The following is a 17,311-nucleotide window of genomic DNA, read 5'->3' on the forward strand; positions in this document are numbered from 1 at the left end:
CCTTTGATCTCCACCGCTAACATCACCATGCAGTTCGGCTCCAAGCCGCTGTTCGAAAACGTTTCCGTCAAATTCAACAACGGCAACCGCTACGGCCTGATCGGCGCCAATGGTTGCGGCAAGTCGACCTTCATGAAGATCCTCGGCGGTGACCTGGAGCCATCCGGTGGCCAGGTCATGCTCGAGCCGAACACCCGCCTGGGCAAACTGCGCCAGGACCAGTTCGCCTACGAGGAATTCACCGTGATCGATACGGTGATCATGGGCCACGGTCAACTGTGGAAGGTCAAGGCCGAGCGCGACCGCATCTACTCGCTGCCGGAAATGACCGAGGAAGACGGCATGGCCGTCGCCGAGCTGGAAACCGAATTCGCCGAAATGGACGGCTACACCGCCGAATCCCGTGCGGGTGAACTGTTGCTGGGCCTGGGTATCCCACTGGAGCAACACTTCGGCCCGATGAGCGAAGTGGCACCGGGCTGGAAGCTGCGCGTGCTATTGGCCCAGGCGCTGTTCTCGGACCCGGACGTGCTGCTGCTCGACGAACCGACCAACCACCTGGACATCAATACCATCCGCTGGCTGGAAACGATCCTCACGGCGCGTAACAGCACCATGATCATCATTTCCCACGACCGACACTTCCTCAACAGCGTCTGCACCCACATGGCTGACCTGGATTACGGCGAACTGCGCCTGTTCCCGGGCAACTATGACGAGTACATGACCGCAGCCACCCAGTCGCGTGAGCAACTGCTGTCGGACAACGCCAAGAAGAAAGCCCAGATCGCCGAGCTGCAGACCTTCGTCAGCCGCTTCTCGGCCAACGCCTCGAAGGCCAAGCAGGCGACTTCGCGCGCCAAGCAGATCGACAAGATCCAGCTGGCCGAGGTCAAGCCGTCCAGCCGTGTCAGCCCGTTCATTCGTTTCGAACAGACCAAGAAACTGCACCGCCAGGCCGTGGTCGTCGAAAAAATGGCCAAAGCCTTCGACGACAAGGTGTTGTTCAAGAACTTCGACATCACCGTCGAAGCGGGCGAGCGCGTTGCCATCATCGGCCCCAACGGTATTGGCAAGACCACGCTGCTGCGCACCCTGGTCGGCGAGATGACCCCGGATGCAGGTTCGGTCAAGTGGACCGACAGCGCCGAAGTGGGCTACTACGCCCAGGATCACGCCCACGACTTCGAAGACGACATGACCCTGTTCGACTGGATGGGCCAATGGACCTCTGGCGAGCAGGTGATCCGCGGCACCCTGGGGCGCATGCTGTTCTCCAACGACGAGATTCTCAAGTCGGTGAAGGTGATTTCCGGTGGTGAGCAAGGCCGCATGCTGTTCGGCAAGCTGATCCTGCAGAAGCCGAACGTACTGGTGATGGACGAGCCGACCAACCACCTGGACATGGAATCGATCGAAGCGCTGAACCTGGCGCTGGAAAACTACCCGGGCACCCTGCTGTTCGTCAGCCACGACCGCGAGTTCGTATCGTCGCTGGCCACGCGCATCATCGAGCTGTCGGCCGATGGCGTGGTGGACTTCAGCGGTACCTATGACGACTACCTGCGTAGCCAGGGTGTGCTGGTCTGATTGAGTAAGGCCCGACCATTTACTGGCCGGGCCAGCCTCTTCGCGGGTAAAACCGCTCCCACAGGGACCGCGTAGCCTTTGAGGCCTGTGCAGCCCCCTCACGGAGCGGATTGACCCGCGAAACATCCACCGCCAGTCCCGCAGGCCGGTGCTGCCCGGCGAATAATTCGTTAGCCTGCTTTCATTTCCTTCCTGTAACAGCCATCATGGAACCACGCCCAACCGCCCGCCCGCGAAAGAGCCCATGACCGCGCAACAACCCTCCCCCACCCGCAATACCCTGCACATCACCCTGCAGATCCTGTCGATCGTTTTCTACACCTTCATTGCCTTCCTCTGCATCGGCCTGCCGATTGCGGTACTGCCCAGCTATGTGCACGACCAGCTGGGCTTTGGCGCGGTGATCGCCGGGGTGACCATAGGCCTGCAATACCTGGCCACCTTGCTCAGCCGCCCGTTTGCCGGGCGCGTTGCCGATACGCTTGGGGGCAAGCAGGCCATCCGCTTCGGCCTGCTGGGGATCGCCAGCTGCGGGGTATTGACCCTGCTGTCGGCCTGGACCCTGACGCTGCCGCTGCTGAGCCTCGGGTTGCTGCTCGCAGGCCGTTTGCTGCTGGGCATCGCCCAGGGGTTGATTGGTGTAGCCACCTTGAGCTGGGGCATCAGCCAGGTCGGCCCCGAACACACCGCCAGGGTGATCTCGTGGAACGGGATTGCCTCGTATGGTGCTATCGCGATAGGCGCCCCCTTGGGCGTACTGGCCGTGGACGGGCTGGACTTCAGCGTACTGGGGCCCGCCTTGCTGGTGCTGGCCGTGGCTGCCCTGCTGGTACTGCGCAAACGTCCTGACGTGGCGGTGGTGCGCGGCGAGCGCCTGCCCTTCTGGTCCGCGTTCGGCCGTGTCGCCCCGTGTGGCCTGGGCCTGACGCTTGCCTCGATCGGCTATGGCACCCTGACCACCTTTGTCACCCTGTACTACCTGGAGCGCGGCTGGGCCGGCGCTGCCTGGTGCCTGAGTGCGTTTGGTGTGTGCTTCATCATTTCGCGGCTGCTGTTCGTCAATGCGGTCAACCGCTTTGGTGGCTACAACGTGGCGGTCGCCTGCATGACCACCGAAGTGCTTGGCCTTAGCTTGCTATGGCTGGCACCTTCCCCTGCCTGGGCGCTGGTCGGCGCAGGGCTTACCGGTTTCGGGCTGTCGCTGGTGTACCCGGCGCTGGGCGTCGAGGCAATCAAGCAGGTCCCCAGCAGCAGCCGTGGCGCGGGGCTAGGCGCCTATGCGGTGTTCTTTGACATGGCCCTGGCCATCGCCGGGCCGGTAATGGGCGCAGTGGCCGTGCACTTCGGCTATGCCTCGATCTTCTGCGTGGCGGCCCTGCTGGCCTTGGCCGGGGTGGGCCTAACGCTGTTGCTGTCGCGGCGCGCCCGCCTCGGCTGACCGCTCGCCCGATTGCGGTGCATCCAGCGCCTGGCTGAAGAACGCCGCCGTTTCGCGCTCCAACGAATGATGAATATGGCGTCGATCCACGCCCTCGGCATCTTTGCACAGTACGGGCATTCGCGTGTATTGCTCGGCGTCGCAACGGGCCATGAACACAAAGTGGCCAGCGCCGGCCAGCAGGCGGTAATCCGGTGTAACCGGCAGTTTGCGGGCCAATGCTTCGGCGTTGCGGTCCACGGCCACCAATTGATCGCTGTCTCCGCTATAGATCAGGGCGGGTACCTGCACCCCGGCCAGGGCATGGCGCCCGAACAGCAAGCTTAACGGGGCCATCAGCATCACCGCCCCCACCCGCCGGTCTGCCTGGGGCGCCAGCTCGCTGCGGTCGGCAATCAGAATCCCGTGGGTTTTGCAGGCGTCGGCGTCGTTCGGGCGTTCCAGGCAGTACTGGCGCAGGCGGTCCAGGTCAGGGCGCGCGCCAGACAGTATCAACGCGGTTTCGCCGCCGGCCGAATAGCCGATCACACCGACCTTGCCTTCATTCAGATAAGGCCCGAGCAATGCATCGTCACGGGCAGCGCCAATGGCAGCGCTGACTTGCAGTGGCCGGCCATAAAGATTGCTCAGGGTACCCAGGCGAGTGTGGTCTCGGGCGTTGTCCCCCGGATGCACGACCGCTACCACCACGAACCCCTGGCGCGCCAGGGACGTGGCCAGGTAATGCAAGGCCAACGGGCTGCCGGTGTTGCCGTGGGACAACACCAGTAACGGGAACTGGCCCATGGCAACGGGTGCCTCTTCAGCCACCTCGACTGGGTAGCCGTCTATACGGCTGCGATGGGTTGACCCAGCCGCCGGGTAAAAAGCCAGTGCTTGCATTGGCCGGTTATCGACCGGGTCGGCCAGCGTCATGTGGTGCAGGCCGGCTACCCAAGGCGCAGCCTCGGCGTGGGCCAGCAGGCTGCTGAGCAGGGCCAGTGCCAACATGCAGCGTGGAAGGGTCATCGGCCGGCGGTTCCTTTGCAGGGCGAAGTGATAGCCCAGCATAGAGCCGGCCTGGCCGGAACCGCATGAAAACTGGATGAAACCGTCGTCATGCATGTGGCGTGCGCGCCCTATGCATTTGCGCATGGCGTCGAACCCGTGGCATAGATGCAGGTCCACGTCTTTTACGTGACCGTTTCGCGCCATTGAAGGAGATTCATGCATGAGCAAGCCCGCCTATGTGCCACCTAAGGTCTGGCGCAACGACGCAGCATCCGGCGGCCAGTTCGCCAGCATCAACCGCCCGGTTGCAGGCCCGACGCACGACAAGGACCTGCCGCAGGGCCAACACCCGCTGCAGCTGTATTCCCTGGCCACGCCCAATGGCGTCAAGGTCACCGTTGCCCTTGAAGAACTGCTTGCTTTGGGCCACAGCGGTGCCGAGTACGATGCCTGGCTGATCCGCATCGGCGAGGGCGACCAGTTCTCCAGTGGCTTCGTCCAGGTAAACCCCAACTCGAAGATCCCTGCCCTGCTCGACCGTAGCGTCGAGCCGCCTGTGCGGGTGTTCGAATCGGGGTCGATCTTGCTGTATCTGGCGGACAAGTTCGGTGCCCTGCTGCCGAAATCGCCGGCTGCACGCACCGAAAGCCTGAACTGGTTGTTCTGGCAGATGGGCGCAGCGCCTTACCTGGGTGGCGGCTTTGGCCACTTCTACGTCTATGCACCAGAGAAGTACGAGTACGCCATCAACCGCTTCACCATGGAAGCCAAGCGCCAGCTGGATGTACTCGACCGCCGCCTGGCCGAAAGCCGCTACCTGGGGGGCGACGAGTACAGCATTGCCGATATCGCCGTGTGGCCATGGTATGGCCAGTTGGTGCGCGGCAACCTGTACGGCGCGGCGGAGTTCCTGGCGGTTGACGAATACCCCAACGTGCAGCGCTGGGCCGATGAAGTTGCCCAGCGCCCGGCGGTGCAGCGCGGTACCCGGGTGAACCGGACCTGGGGAGATGAAGACAGCCAGGTGCCCGAGCGGCATTGCGCGGCGGACCTGGATTGAGGGCTAGCCGGGGTCGCTACGCGACCCCAACAATGCCCGCTTGCATAAAACCATTTGCCACCGCGCAAACCTGCGTCCGTCAAGCCCTTCTTGTACACTCCTCGCATTAGCCCCCACCTGCACATTTTTTTGGTGAACGCATGATCGAGGTAACCGAGGTTTCCATTGCCGAGCTGCGCGACGCGCTCGAGTCGGGCCGCACGACGGCGGTCGAGCTGGTCAAGGCCTACCTGGCGCGTATCGACGCCTACGATGGCGCCGACACCGCCACGGCCCTGAACGCCGTGGTGGTGCGCAACCCGGAGGCGCTGAAAGAAGCCGAGGCCTCCGACGCCCGCCGCGCACAGGGCCAGGTGCTGAGCCCGCTGGACGGCATCCCCTACACCGCCAAGGACAGCTACCTGGTCAAAGGCTTGACCGCAGCTTCCGGCAGCCCTGCCTTCAAGGACCTGGTCGCCCAGCGCGACGCCTTCACCATCGAGCGCCTGCGCGCCGCCGGTGCCGTATGCCTGGGCAAGACCAACATGCCGCCCATGGCCAACGGTGGTATGCAGCGCGGCGTGTATGGCCGCGCCGAAAGCCCGTACAACGCCAACTACCTGACCGCGCCGTTCGCCTCGGGCTCGTCCAATGGTGCCGGCACCGCCACCGCCGCCAGCTTCAGCGCCTTCGGCCTGGCTGAAGAAACCTGGTCCAGTGGCCGTGGCCCGGCGTCCAACAACGGTTTGTGCGCCTATACCCCATCGCGCGGGGTGATTTCGGTGCGTGGCAACTGGCCGCTGACCCCGACCATGGACGTGGTGGTGCCTTACGCCCGCACCATGGCCGACTTGCTGGAAATCCTCGATGTGGTGGTAGCCGATGACGCTGACAAGCGCGGCGACCTGTGGCGCTTGCAGCCTTGGGTGCCGATTCCGGCAGCGTCGACGGTGCGCCCTGCGTCTTACCTGGACCTGGCTGTGGATGCCGGTGCCCTCAAAGGCAAGCGCTTTGGTGTGCCACGCATGTACATCAATGCGGATGCCGAAGCTGGCACCTCCGAAAAGCCGGGCATCGGCGGCCCGACCGGCCAGCGCATCAACACCCGCGCCACGGTGATCGACTTGTGGCAGCAGGCGCGCCAGGCCCTGGAAGCGGCCGGTGCCGAAGTGCTGGAAGTGGACTTCCCGCTGGTGTCCAACTGCGAGGGCGACCGCCCGGGCGCACCGACTGTTTACAACCGTGGCATTGTCAGCAAGGAATTCCTGCACGACGAACTGTGGGAGCTTTCGGGCTGGGCCTTCGACGACTTCCTGCGCGCCAACGACGACCCCAAGCTCAACCGCCTGGCCGATGTCGATGGCCCACAGATCTACCCCCACGACCCGGGTACCCTGCCCAACCGTGAAGACGACCTGGCTGCCGGCATGGACGAATACGTCAACATGGCCAAGCGTGGCCTGAAAACCTGGGACCAGATCGAGACCCTGCCTGACGGCCTGCGCGGCCTGGAAAAGACCCGCAAGCTGGACCTGGAAGACTGGATGGACAACCTAGGCCTGGACGCGGTGCTGTTCCCGACCGTTGCCGATGTGGGCCCGGCCGACGCCGATGTCAACCCGGCCTCGGCCGACATCGCCTGGAGCAACGGTATCTGGGTGGCCAACGGCAACCTGGCGATCCGTCACCTGGGTGTGCCAACCGTCACCGTGCCGATGGGCGTGATGGCCGACATCGGCATGCCGGTGGGGCTGACCTTTGCCGGGCGGGCTTACAGCGACAATGCGCTGTTGAGCTTTGGTGCAGCCTTCGAGGCGACCGGCTCGCGCCGCATGATCCCGCCACGCACCCCAGCCCTGAGCTGATTATTGGGGCTGCTTTGCAGCGAAGATCGCACAATTCAACTTAATGTGTAAAAATACACAAAAAGTTGAATTGTGCGATCTGCCATGCCCATCTCCCCCAGCGAAGAACGCCACCTCACCCTCTCTGTGCTCAAGGCCGCCATCCAGGCCTTGGGTAGCGTTGCCGCACGCAACATGGAAATCCTCCTGCACGACCTCGACCACCCGGAGCACTCCGTGGTGGCGATCGTCAACGGCCACCTGTCCGGCCGTAGCGTCGGCAGCCCGATTATTGCAGCCCCGGAACAGGACCAAGGCTTCAAAGCATTGATGCAGGCCTCGGCCGATCAGCGCGGCTGCGAGCCCGTGGTACTCCCCGACTACCCCACCACGCTCAAGGGCCGCACCCTGCGCAGCGCCACCGCTATCTTTCGCGATAGCACCGGCCACCCCTTCGCCAGCCTCTGTGTCAACACCGACATCACCGGCCTGGACGCAGCCATGAGCTTTCTCCAGCAGTTGCAACCGTTGGGTGCCACACCCGCGGTAAGCGAGCCTGCCGACATGGAACTGCTGATGAGTGAAATCATCCAGGCCTCGCTTCAGCGCAGCGGCCAGGGGCGAATGAACAAACAGGCCAAAGTCGAGGCTGTTCGAGTCATGCAGGAGCGTGGCTTGTTCATCGTCAAAGGCGGCGTGGAAAAGGCTGCCAGTGCCCTCGGCGTGACCCGCTACACCATTTACAACTACCTTGAACAATTGCGCGGAGCCAGCCAATGACCTTGCATATCCACACACCCCTGATCGAATCCCGACCGCTGTCGTTGGCCGCCGGCTGCAATGTCTGGCTCAAACTCGATGCCCTGCAACCTTGCGGCTCGTTCAAGCTGCGCGGGGTGGGCCATGCCTGCGAAGTGCATCAGGCCCGCGGCGCCAAACAGTTCATCTCGTCCTCGGGGGGCAACGCCGGCCTGGCGGTGGCATACGCCGGGCGCAAGCTGGGCGTACCGGTAACCGTGGTAGTCCCCGAAACCACCACTGACCGAGCCAAGCAATTGCTGCGCCTGGAAGACGCCAAGGTGGTGGTGCATGGCAGCTCCTGGCAAGAAGCCAACGCCCTGGCACAGACCCTCATCGGCCCGGATGACGCCTTTATCCACCCGTTTGACGACCCGCTATTGTGGACCGGGCATGCCAGCCTGATCGATGAAGTGGCCGAAGCCGGCGTGAAGCCCGACGCGGTGGTGCTGTCGGTAGGTGGTGGCGGCTTGCTCAGCGGCGTGGTCGAAGGGTTGCAGCGCAACGGGTGGGGCGAGGTACCGGTGCTGGCAGTGGAAACCAACGGTGCAGCTTCACTGCATGCGGCCATGCAGGCGGGGCATTCGGTTGAACTGGAGCGTATTGCTTCCGTGGCAACGTCGCTGGGGGCAAAGCGCGTCGCAAATCAGGCGCTGATCTGCGCGCAGCAGCACCCGGTGCACAGCCACTTGGTCAGCGATCGCGCAGCGCTGGAGGCCTGCGAGCGGTTCCTGCTGGACCATCGCCTGCTGGTCGAACCGGCGTGCGGGGCCGCGTTGGCATTGGCGTATGCGCCGGGCGCACTGGCGCAATACCAGAGCGTGCTGGTGGTGGTTTGTGGCGGTGCTACCGCAACGCTGGAGCAGATTAAGGCGTGGTTGCAGCAAGCTGATTGAGGCTGCCACCTGTCGGTGGTGATTACGATAGTCACATGCGTCTGTTCTACTGAGCCCGCCGCAACCGGAAAAATGCCCTCGCAACGGCGTCACCCCTGACGAAATGCGTATCGCACCCTTTCGGTCTGCGGCAAGTGAAGGCACAATGCGTGTCCTTTTTTTGGCCGGCCTGGCCGGGGGCCTTTAAATGATCAAGACGCCGTATTACCTCATCGACAAAACCAAGCTGCTCAGCAACATGGAGAAGATCGCCTACGTGCGTGAACACTCCGGAGCCAAGGCGCTGCTTGCCCTCAAGTGCTTCGCCACCTGGTCGGTGTTCGACCTGATGCAGCAGTACATGGACGGCACCACCTCGTCCTCCCTCTTCGAGCTCAAGCTCGGCCGCCAGAAGTTCGCCGGCGAAACCCACGCCTACAGCGTGGCCTGGGCCGACGATGAGGTCGAGGAAATGCTGGAGAACTGCGACAAGATCATCTTCAACTCGATCGGCCAACTGCAGCGCTTTGCCGAACAGTCCGAAGGCAAGGTACGCGGCCTGCGCGTCAACCCACAAGTCAGCAGCTCCGACTACCTGCTGGCCGACCCGGCCCGCCCGTTCAGCCGCCTGGGCGAGTGGGACCCGGCCAAGATCGAACAGGTGATCGAGCAGATCTCCGGCTTCATGTTCCACAACAACTGCGAGAACGGCGACTTCGGCCTGTTCGACAAGATGCTCACGCACATCGAAGAACGCTTCGGCCACCTGCTGCACAAGGTCGAGTGGGTCAGCCTGGGTGGCGGCATCCACTTCACCGGTGAAGACTATGCGGTAGACGCCTTCTGCGCGCGCCTCAAGGCCTTCTCGGAGAAATACGGCGTACAGGTGTACCTGGAGCCGGGCGAAGCGGCCATCACCAACAGCGCCTCGCTGGAAGTGACCGTGCTCGACACCCTGTACAACGGCAAGCACCTGGCCGTGGTTGACAGCTCCATCGAAGCGCACCTGCTCGACCTGCTGATCTACCGCCTCAATGCCAAGATGGCCCCGAATGACGGCGAGCACACCTACATGGTCTGCGGCAAGTCGTGCCTGGCCGGTGACATTTTCGGCGAGTACCAATTCGATCGTCCGTTGGCCATTGGTGATCGCCTGTCGTTCGTCGACACGGCGGGTTACACCATGGTCAAGAAAAACTGGTTCAACGGTCTGAAAATGCCTTCCATCGTGGTCAAGCAACTCGACGGCAGCGTCGAAGTCGTCCGCGAGTTCGGTTTCGAAGACTACGTTTCCAGCCTGTCGTAAGACTGGCTACTCAAGTAAGGAGCAAAGGGTAAATTGAAGAAGAACGTTCTTATCATTGGTGCAGGAGGTGTCGCCAAGGTGGTGGCCCACAAGTGCGCGCAGCATAACGACGAACTGGGTCGTATCGCTATCGCGTCACGGAACATCTCCAAATGCCAGGCCATCATCGACAGCGTCAAGGCCAAGGGTAGCCTCAAGGTACCCGCCGACATCCAGGCCTTCTCGCTCAACGCCCTCGATGTCGAGGCAACCAAGGCACTGATCCGCGAAACCGAATCGCAGATCGTGATCAACGTGGGGTCCGCCTTCCTCAACATGTCGGTGCTGCGCGCCTGCATCGATACCGGTGTCGCCTACCTGGACACCGCCATCCACGAAGAGCCGGGCAAGATCTGCGAAACCCCGCCGTGGTACGGCAACTACGAGTGGAAACACCTCGAAGAGTGCCAACAAAAGAACATCACTGCCATTCTCGGCGTCGGTTTCGACCCGGGTGTGGTGAACAGCTACGCCAAACTGGCGCAGCAGCAGTATTTCGACAGCATTGATTCGATCGACATTCTCGACGTCAATGCCGGTTCGCATGGCAAGTACTTTGCCACCAACTTCGACCCGGAAATCAACTTCCGCGAGTTTACCGGGCAAGTGTGGAGCTGGCAGAACAGCCAGTGGACCAGCAACACCATGTTCGAGGTCAAGCGTACTGACGACCTGCCGGTGGTAGGTTCGCAAAACCTGTACCTGACCGGTCACGATGAAGTTCACTCGATCTCGAAGAACCTCAACGTGCCGAACGTGCGTTTCTGGATGAGCTTCGGCGAGCACTACATCAACGTGTTCACCGTGCTGAAAAACCTGGGCCTGCTCAGCGAGCAACCGGTGAAAACCGCCGAAGGCCTGGAAGTGGTACCGCTGAAAGTGGTCAAGGCCGTACTGCCGGACCCAGCCTCGCTGGCCCCAGGCTACACCGGCAAGACCTGCATCGGTGACCTGGTCAAAGGCACCAAGGATGGCCAGCCGCGCGAAGTGTTCATCTACAACGTGGCTGACCACGAAGAGGCCTACGCCGAAACCGACAGCCAGGGTATTTCCTACACTGCTGGCGTACCGCCAGTGGCTGCCGCCCTGCTGGTAGCTCGTGGCGAGTGGGATGCCAAGCGCATGGTCAACGTCGAGGAGCTGCCAGCCGAGCCGTTCCTCAAGGCGCTGGACGTGATGGGCCTGCCGACCCGCGTGAAAGATGAAAAAGGCGATCGTCCTTGGGACGCTGAAGCCTAAGCAGCAAACCGAAGGGGTGCCACATGGCGCCCCTTCTGCTTTTCCAGGCCAGGCCTCTACTTCCGGGCCTCCAGAATCAGGTTGAACGGCGTTTGCGTCGCCCGCCGGAACCGGCTGAACCCAGCCTCTTCGAACACCGCCCGCAACCGCACCTCCCCGGCCTGCGCGCCCAGCCCCAAGCCCACTTCCTGCGACAACGAATTCGGCGTGCAGATGAACGTCGACGCGGCATAAAACAACCGCCCGACCGGGTTCAGGTTGCCGTCCAGCGAATCCTCGGCATATGGCTCTACCAGCATCACCGTACCGTCAGGCTTCAATGCACGGTAGGCGTGCCTAGCCGCACCCACCGGGTCGCCCATGTCGTGCAGGCAATCGAAAAAGCACACTAGGTCATGGTCATCTCCCGGGTAATCCTTGGCACTTGCCTGCTGGAAACTCACCCGCTTCGACAGCCCCGCTTCGCGCGCCCGTTCGTTGGCGGTGGTGATAGAGGGACCGTGGTAGTCATAACCTACAAAAGTCGACGCCGGAAATGCCTGGGCCATGACCAGCGTGGAGGCGCCGTGCCCACACCCCACATCCGCCACCTTGGCGCCCGCCTGCAGTTTGGCCACCACACCCTCCAGCGCCGGCAGCCACTCAGCCACCAGGAACGTCCGATAACCCGGCCGGAAGAACCGTTCGGTACCGCTGAACATGCACGGGTGGTGGTCGCCCCAGGCCAGCCCGCCATCGCCGCGCATGGCCGCGACCAGCTTGTCCTTGTCATGGAACAATGCGGCGATCACTGCAGCACCACCCGCCATGTAAGCTGGGGAGTCCTCCAGCGCCAAGGCCATGGCCTGTTCTTCGGGCAACACAAAAAGGCCCTTGTCGTGCGTCATGTAGCCCGATGCCGCCTGGGCGTTCAACCATTCGCGCACCAACCGAGGGTGGCAGCCGGTTTTGGCGGCCAGCGCCTCGGGCGTGGTCGGCTGGCTGTCGGCCATCGCCCGGTACAGGCCCAGCTCGTCACCCAGGATGACATTTGCCAGCGTCGCTGCGGCGCCCATGTCGCCCACCAGCTTGCCCATGAAATCATGAAGCCTTGCCTCGTCCATGACCTGCCCTCCTCTGCAAGAAGGCCATCGCCAGCGAGGGACATCCGCTCCGGGGAGGCGGTGGTCGGGGTTATTGGATGGGCCTGCCATAACGCTCGCAAAACAGACCCTGTGTAAGTCTAGTTGGCTTGCTCAGCGCCTTGGGCCTGCTCAGTAAGCTTTTCCAGTAGCGCTTTGGCCAGCAGCTTGTCCGAAAATGGGTTTTGCCCCGTGATCAGTTCGCGGTCCACTACCACATTGGGCTGCCAGGCCTTGGCGTAAGCCATATCGCCACCGGCCGTCGCCATGGCCTTGGCCGGGTAGAACAACAGCCGCTGGCCCTTGAGCGAACCTTCGAACACTTGCTCTTCCGGGTCGGAGAAAATAGTCATCCTGTACCCCTTGTACAACCAGTCGGTGGCGGCCGGTGTTTCACCACGAGCCAACATCCGTTGATAGCTTCCCGGGTCCCGCTGCGCCGAGAGCAAGGCGATGGGGCCATGACAAATAGCGGCCGTAGGCTTGCCAGCCTCATGAAAATGCCGCAGCAAGGCACCGACGTCCGGGTTGTTGGCCAGGTCGATCAAGGGGGCGTGGCCGCCGGGAATGAACAAACCGGCGTACCGCCCCATGTCACTGGCGAGCACCTCTTTCACCGACAAGGTATCGCCAATGTCCGCCAAGCCTTGGACCACCTTCTCGATCCTCCGCATTTCGCTCGCATCACCCGCAAAGTACTGAGGATCGATCGAAAGTGGGTCAACGCTCGGGGCGTTACCCTTGGGTGTCACCAGCACCACCGTGTAACCGGCCTGGAGCAACTGGTCGGCAGGCACGCCGAACTCATTGAGGTAATAGCCGGTGGCATAGGGCTTGCCGTCCTGTAGCGCCAGTTGGTTCTCGCTGGAGAGCAGCACAAGAACTTCACCCTTGGACGAGGCATGGGCGCCACTGGTCAGTAAGGCGGTGGCAATAGTGAGGGCAAGCGAGGACAGCCTGGTCATGCATCAATCTCCTGATCTAAGCGCCGTCTAAGATTGGCGGGATGGGCACATCCTAACGACCCGGCTAGAATTCGATAATTCGAATGCTCGCATACCTGTGATCCATAAAATGAATATCACCCGCAAGGATCTCAATCTGCTGCATCTGTTTCATGTGCTTTATCAAGAGCGCAACCTCACCCTCGCCGCGCAGCGCATGGCCCTGAGCCAGCCTGCACTCAGTCACAAGCTCAACAAGCTGCGCCATCAGTTCGGTGATCCATTGTTCGTACGCGCCCCGAGGGGCTTGACGCCCACGCCACGCGCTCACGAATTGGCTGCCGAAGTCGAGCGCCTGATCATGGGCCTGGAAAGTTTCTACGAACGCTGCGAAGGGCAGGATTTTCTTTTACGCCCTGCCCGCCTGCACCTGTACAGCACTGATTATGTAGAGCAGACGCTACTACCTGGGCTGCTCCCGATCCTGCGTAACCAGGCGCCAAACTTGACACTGGTCACCCATAACACCCGTGGCCAGCTCCCGCGGGAAGCCTTGGAGAAAGGTACTTGCGACCTTGCCGTCGCCGGATTCTTCACTGACCTGGCGGATAGCTTCCACCAGCAGCGCCTGCTCAGCGATGACTTCGTAGTACTGGCCTCTCGCAGTCATCCTCGCCTTGGAAATGGCCTGGACCTCAACACCTTCCTGGCATGCGACCACCTGCTCACCACCCTCACCGGCGACCTTGATGGTTTGGTCGACCGCGCCTTGCGCGCCCAAGGAAAGCACAGGCGGGTAGTGGCAGGCCTGTCGAGTTTCATAGCCCCCATGCGCATGATACAAGGCACAGACCTTCTGCTTACCTGCCTGCGCTCGCTGGCTATTGAAGCAGTCAAACGTGATGACGACCTGCTCATGTACCCACTTCCGCTGGTACTGCCTGCAATCGAGGTAATGCAGATCTGGCACGAACGCACCCATGCCGATCCCTTGCGCCAGTGGTTCCGCCAGCAACTATGGGCAGTCGCGCAGGAAGTAGCAGCCCGGTCAGGTAACAAAATCTAAATACCACTGTGACATTTTTCGTCAGCGTTCTTGCCAAGGAGCTGTCAGATGAAAGTCACGGTTTTCGGTACTGGCTATGTCGGCCTCACCCAGGCAGCGTGCCTGGCCCATGTGGGGCATTCGGTGTTGTGCATGGACGTCGACGCCGAGCGTGTCGCCACACTCAATAGAGGCCATTGCCCTATCTTCGAGCCAGGCCTTGCACCGATGCTGGAAAAAAACCTGGCCTGCGGACGCCTGCGCTTCACCACCGATACCGACGAAGCCACCAATTTCGCCACAGTGCTGTTTATCGCGGTCGGAACCCCTGCACAGGCCGACGGCAGTGCTGACCTGAAACAGGTTTTCACCGTGGTCGACAACATTCTCAAACATGCCGAAGGTGCCAAGTTAATCGTCAACAAATCTACCGCGCCAGTTGGCACCGTGCACCGTATAAAGGAGCGTATTGCACAGGCTGTGGCCGACACCAACCGCTTTCAGGTAATCAGTAATCCCGAATTCCTCAAGGAAGGCTCGGCCGTGGACGATTGCATGCGCCCGGAGCGCATCATTATCGGTGGCGCCACGCCAGCTGAGGTAGAGTTGCTGCGCGAGCTATACCTGCCGTTCAACCGAAATCGCGAAAAATTCATGGTCATGGATGCGCGTAGCGCCGAGCTCAGTAAATACGCAGCCAACTGCATGCTGGCCACCAAGATCTCCTTCATGAACGAAATCGCCAATCTGGCCGAGCATTTAGGTGCCGACATCGAAATGGTACGTCGCGGGATCGGCTCAGACTCGCGCATTGGCTACGACTTCATCTACGCCGGCTGCGGTTTCGGCGGTTCGTGCTTCCCCAAGGATCTGCAAGCCCTGCGCCGCAGCGCCGAAGCTGAAGGCTTCGAGCCGCAGCTGCTGCGCGCGGTAGAGTCGATCAACGAACAGCAAAAAGGCCGGCTGTTCAACAAGATCCAGCGTCACTACTCACGCGGACTGCGTGGCAAGGTCTTTGCGTTGTGGGGACTGTCGTTCAAGCCCAATACCAACGACATTCGCGAAGCCTCCAGCCGGGTGGTACTTGAGGCGCTGTGGGCTGCCGGGGCACGAGTACAGGCGCACGATCCACAGGCGATGCCAGAAATTCTGCGGCATTACGGCCCACGCGCCGACCTGCAGCTTGTGCCTTCCAAGGAAGCTGCCCTGCAAGGCGCTGATGCCTTGGTGATCGTGACGGAATGGCAAGACTACCGTGTGCTCAACCTGGACACGGTGCCCCAATTGCTTGCAGACCGAGTGGTATTCGATGGCCGCAACCTTTACGAGCCCGAACACATGGCCTCTGCAGGCCTGACATACTACGGCATTGGACGTGGCCAAGTGCCGCCAGTCAGCCAGCAGTGAACCTTGGCCGGCCGCTTTCAAGCAGCCGGCCATAGCCACTTACGGTGCAGCATTACTGTCAGGCGGATTGAGCTGCAGCACCTCATTGGTGTATGCCCATTCCTTCTGTACCTGGTCCGGGTGGTCATTCAGGCGAATGCCATAGGACGGGATGATCTGCTTGATCTTCGCCTGCCACTCCGGCGTTGCCACCTTGTCCTTGAACACCTTGTTCAGCACATCGAGCATGATGGGTGGTGCGGTCGAGGCACCCGGCGAAGCCCCCAACAAGCCGGCGATACTGCCGTCCTTGGATGTCACCACCTCGGTACCGAGCTTGAGCACACCACCCAATGCTTCGTCCTTCTTAATGATCTGCACCCGCTGGCCGGCCTGCCACAGCCGCCAGTCTTCCTTCTTCGCCTCGGGGAAGTAGGTGCGCAGCGCTTCAAAGCGGTCATTGTCGGATTGCAGCACCTGGCCGATCAGGTACTGCACCAGGTCAAACTCGCGTACGCCCACCCGCACCATCGGCCAGGCGTTGTGCACACTGGTACTGGCAAGCAGGTCGAGCAGCGAGCCCTGTTTGAGGAACTTGGTCGAGAACGTAGCGAACGGCCCGAACAGAATCATCCGCTTGCCATCGAGCACCCGGGTGTCCAGGTGCGGCACCGACATCGGCGGGGCGCCGGTCGCGGCAATGCCGTAAGCCTTGGCCATGTGGCGCTGGGCGATGGCCGGGTTGTCGGTAACCAGGAACGAGCCTCCGACCGGGAAGCCGGCATAGTCCTTGGCTTCGTCGATGCCCGACTTCTGCAGCAGCGGTAACGCCGCACCACCGGCACCAATGAACAGGAACCTGGCGTCAGTGGCCGCCTTGCTGCCATCTTTCAGGTTCTTGTATTCGACATGCCAGGAGCCATCACCGTTGCGGGTAATGTCCTGCACCTCGGTGGACAGTTTGAGGTCGAAGTTGGGCCGAGTCTGCAGGTAACCCACGTACTGCCGGGTGATCTCGCCAAAATTCACATCGGTGCCGATTGGCGTCCAGGTCACGGCCAGTTTCTGGTTGGGATCGCGCCCTTCCATCATCAACGGCACCCACTTGCGGATCTGCTCGTGGTCTTCGGAGTACTGCATGGGCTTGAACAACGGGCTGGCCTGCAGCGCCTCATAGCGCTTTTTCAGGAAGCGGATGTTGTCGTCCCCCCACACGAAGCTCATGTGCGGCGTGGTATTGATGAAGGAATGCGGGTTCTTCAACACGCCCTGCTTCACCTGCCAGGCCAGGAACTGGCGGGTGACCTGGAACGACTCGTTGATCTCCACGGCTTTGCTGATGTCGATCTTGCCGTCTTTTTCCGGCGTGTAGTTGAGTTCAGCCAGGGCCGAGTGGCCGGTGCCGGCGTTGTTCCAGCCGTTGGAACTTTCTTCGGCCACCTTGTCCAGGCGCTCGACCATCTCCATCGACCAGCCTGGCTCCAGCTCGTTGAGCCAGACAGCCAGCGTAGAACTCATGATGCCGCCGCCCACCAGCATCACGTCCACCTTTCTGGTTTCCGCTGCCTGGGCATTGAGCATGCTCAATGCCAGCGCCAGCCCGGCCAGCGCCAGTTCCGGCTTGATGGTGATCTTCATAACCTCTCCCGTGCCTCGT

General features: G+C 61.8%; 14 protein-coding genes. 10 read left to right on the forward strand and 4 right to left on the reverse strand.

The genetic code is table 11. The annotated features are described in order from the left end of the window. Nucleotides 1–3: 3 nt before the first annotated feature. Nucleotides 4–1,590, forward strand: coding sequence for an ABC-F family ATPase (locus D8767_RS15500; RefSeq protein ID WP_016715632.1), 1,587 nt, complete (start codon nt 4–6; stop codon nt 1,588–1,590). 244 nt (nt 1,591–1,834) lie between these two features. Further along, nucleotides 1,835–3,028: an MFS transporter gene (locus tag D8767_RS15505; RefSeq protein ID WP_016715633.1), complete on the forward strand. Its 1,194-nt coding sequence runs from the start codon at nt 1,835–1,837 to the stop codon at nt 3,026–3,028. Here D8767_RS15505 and D8767_RS15510 read toward each other — a convergent pair. Beyond that, nucleotides 2,990–4,036: a dienelactone hydrolase gene (locus D8767_RS15510; protein ID WP_029380354.1), complete on the reverse strand. Its 1,047-nt coding sequence runs from the start codon at nt 4,034–4,036 to the stop codon at nt 2,990–2,992. The two genes, D8767_RS15505 and D8767_RS15510, sit on opposite strands and share 39 nt — an antisense overlap. A 202-nt stretch (nt 4,037–4,238) precedes the next feature. Here D8767_RS15510 and yghU point away from each other — a divergent pair, with 202 nt between their 5' ends. The 6 genes from yghU (at nt 4,239) to D8767_RS15540 (ending at nt 11,158) form a co-directional block, all read left to right on the forward strand. Beyond that, on the forward strand, nt 4,239–5,078 hold the full coding sequence (gene yghU, locus D8767_RS15515) for a glutathione-dependent disulfide-bond oxidoreductase (RefSeq protein ID WP_016715635.1): 840 nt from the start codon (nt 4,239–4,241) through the stop codon (nt 5,076–5,078). 140 nt (nt 5,079–5,218) lie between these two features. Further along, nucleotides 5,219–6,922, forward strand: a complete 1,704-nt coding sequence (locus tag D8767_RS15520; protein WP_016715636.1) for an amidase — start codon at nt 5,219–5,221, stop codon at nt 6,920–6,922. An 84-nt stretch (nt 6,923–7,006) separates the two neighbouring features. Then, nucleotides 7,007–7,681 (forward strand): transcriptional regulator, encoded by a 675-nt coding sequence (locus tag D8767_RS15525; protein ID WP_016715637.1) that lies wholly within the window; start codon nt 7,007–7,009, stop codon nt 7,679–7,681. Next, the gene (locus tag D8767_RS15530) at nt 7,678–8,595 is read left to right on the forward strand and encodes a pyridoxal-phosphate dependent enzyme (RefSeq protein WP_016715638.1); all 918 of its coding nucleotides are present in this window, start codon (nt 7,678–7,680) and stop codon (nt 8,593–8,595) included. Before D8767_RS15525 ends, D8767_RS15530 begins: the two co-directional genes overlap by 4 nt. Nucleotides 8,596–8,782: 187 nt before the next feature. Next, a complete protein-coding gene (gene nspC, locus D8767_RS15535; protein ID WP_016715639.1) occupies nt 8,783–9,880 on the forward strand; it encodes a carboxynorspermidine decarboxylase in 1,098 nt (365 codons plus the stop codon). A 33-nt stretch (nt 9,881–9,913) separates the two neighbouring features. Further along, nucleotides 9,914–11,158 (forward strand): saccharopine dehydrogenase family protein, encoded by a 1,245-nt coding sequence (locus D8767_RS15540; protein WP_016394970.1) that lies wholly within the window; start codon nt 9,914–9,916, stop codon nt 11,156–11,158. A 56-nt stretch (nt 11,159–11,214) separates the two neighbouring features. Here the strand turns inward: D8767_RS15540 and D8767_RS15545 are convergent, their stop codons facing one another. Together D8767_RS15545 and D8767_RS15550 are read right to left on the reverse strand one after the other, a co-directional pair. Continuing rightward, nucleotides 11,215–12,261: a class I SAM-dependent methyltransferase gene (locus tag D8767_RS15545; RefSeq protein WP_016715641.1), complete on the reverse strand. Its 1,047-nt coding sequence runs from the start codon at nt 12,259–12,261 to the stop codon at nt 11,215–11,217. Between the two features lie 119 nt (nt 12,262–12,380). Continuing rightward, a complete protein-coding gene (locus D8767_RS15550) occupies nt 12,381–13,244 on the reverse strand; it encodes a type 1 glutamine amidotransferase domain-containing protein (RefSeq protein ID WP_019096776.1) in 864 nt (287 codons plus the stop codon). Nucleotides 13,245–13,353: 109 nt separating this feature from the next. On the opposite strand from D8767_RS15550, the gene D8767_RS15555 reads away from it, so the two are divergent. Further along, nucleotides 13,354–14,289: a LysR family transcriptional regulator gene (locus D8767_RS15555; RefSeq protein WP_019096775.1), complete on the forward strand. Its 936-nt coding sequence runs from the start codon at nt 13,354–13,356 to the stop codon at nt 14,287–14,289. A gap of 48 nt (nt 14,290–14,337) precedes the next feature. Further along, entirely contained in the window at nt 14,338–15,675 is a 1,338-nt protein-coding gene (locus D8767_RS15560; RefSeq protein ID WP_016715645.1) for a UDP-glucose/GDP-mannose dehydrogenase family protein, read from the forward strand. A gap of 39 nt (nt 15,676–15,714) precedes the next feature. On the opposite strand, the gene mqo is transcribed toward D8767_RS15560, so the two are convergent. Beyond that, nucleotides 15,715–17,292, reverse strand: a complete 1,578-nt coding sequence (mqo, locus tag D8767_RS15565) for a malate dehydrogenase (quinone) (protein WP_016715646.1) — start codon at nt 17,290–17,292, stop codon at nt 15,715–15,717. Nucleotides 17,293–17,311 lie beyond the last annotated feature (19 nt).

Source organism: Pseudomonas sp. LTGT-11-2Z (genome assembly GCF_003691445.1).
GTDB lineage: Bacteria > Pseudomonadota > Gammaproteobacteria > Pseudomonadales > Pseudomonadaceae > Aquipseudomonas > Aquipseudomonas monteilii.

Excerpts from the sequence above, each read along its gene's own strand:
- D8767_RS15505 (WP_016715633.1), top strand. The coding sequence starts at position 1,835 with ATGACCGCGCAACAACCCTCCCCCACCCGCAATACCCTGCACATCACC.
- D8767_RS15510 (WP_029380354.1), bottom strand. The coding sequence starts at position 4,036 with ATGACCCTTCCACGCTGCATGTTGGCACTGGCCCTGCTCAGCAGCCTG.
- yghU (WP_016715635.1), top strand. The coding sequence starts at position 4,239 with ATGAGCAAGCCCGCCTATGTGCCACCTAAGGTCTGGCGCAACGACGCA.
- D8767_RS15520 (WP_016715636.1), top strand. The coding sequence starts at position 5,219 with ATGATCGAGGTAACCGAGGTTTCCATTGCCGAGCTGCGCGACGCGCTC.
- D8767_RS15525 (WP_016715637.1), top strand. The coding sequence starts at position 7,007 with ATGCCCATCTCCCCCAGCGAAGAACGCCACCTCACCCTCTCTGTGCTC.
- D8767_RS15530 (WP_016715638.1), top strand. The coding sequence starts at position 7,678 with ATGACCTTGCATATCCACACACCCCTGATCGAATCCCGACCGCTGTCG.
- nspC (WP_016715639.1), top strand. The coding sequence starts at position 8,783 with ATGATCAAGACGCCGTATTACCTCATCGACAAAACCAAGCTGCTCAGC.
- D8767_RS15545 (WP_016715641.1), bottom strand. The coding sequence starts at position 12,261 with ATGGACGAGGCAAGGCTTCATGATTTCATGGGCAAGCTGGTGGGCGAC.
- D8767_RS15550 (WP_019096776.1), bottom strand. The coding sequence starts at position 13,244 with ATGACCAGGCTGTCCTCGCTTGCCCTCACTATTGCCACCGCCTTACTG.
- D8767_RS15555 (WP_019096775.1), top strand. The coding sequence starts at position 13,354 with ATGAATATCACCCGCAAGGATCTCAATCTGCTGCATCTGTTTCATGTG.
- D8767_RS15560 (WP_016715645.1), top strand. The coding sequence starts at position 14,338 with ATGAAAGTCACGGTTTTCGGTACTGGCTATGTCGGCCTCACCCAGGCA.
- mqo (WP_016715646.1), bottom strand. The coding sequence starts at position 17,292 with ATGAAGATCACCATCAAGCCGGAACTGGCGCTGGCCGGGCTGGCGCTG.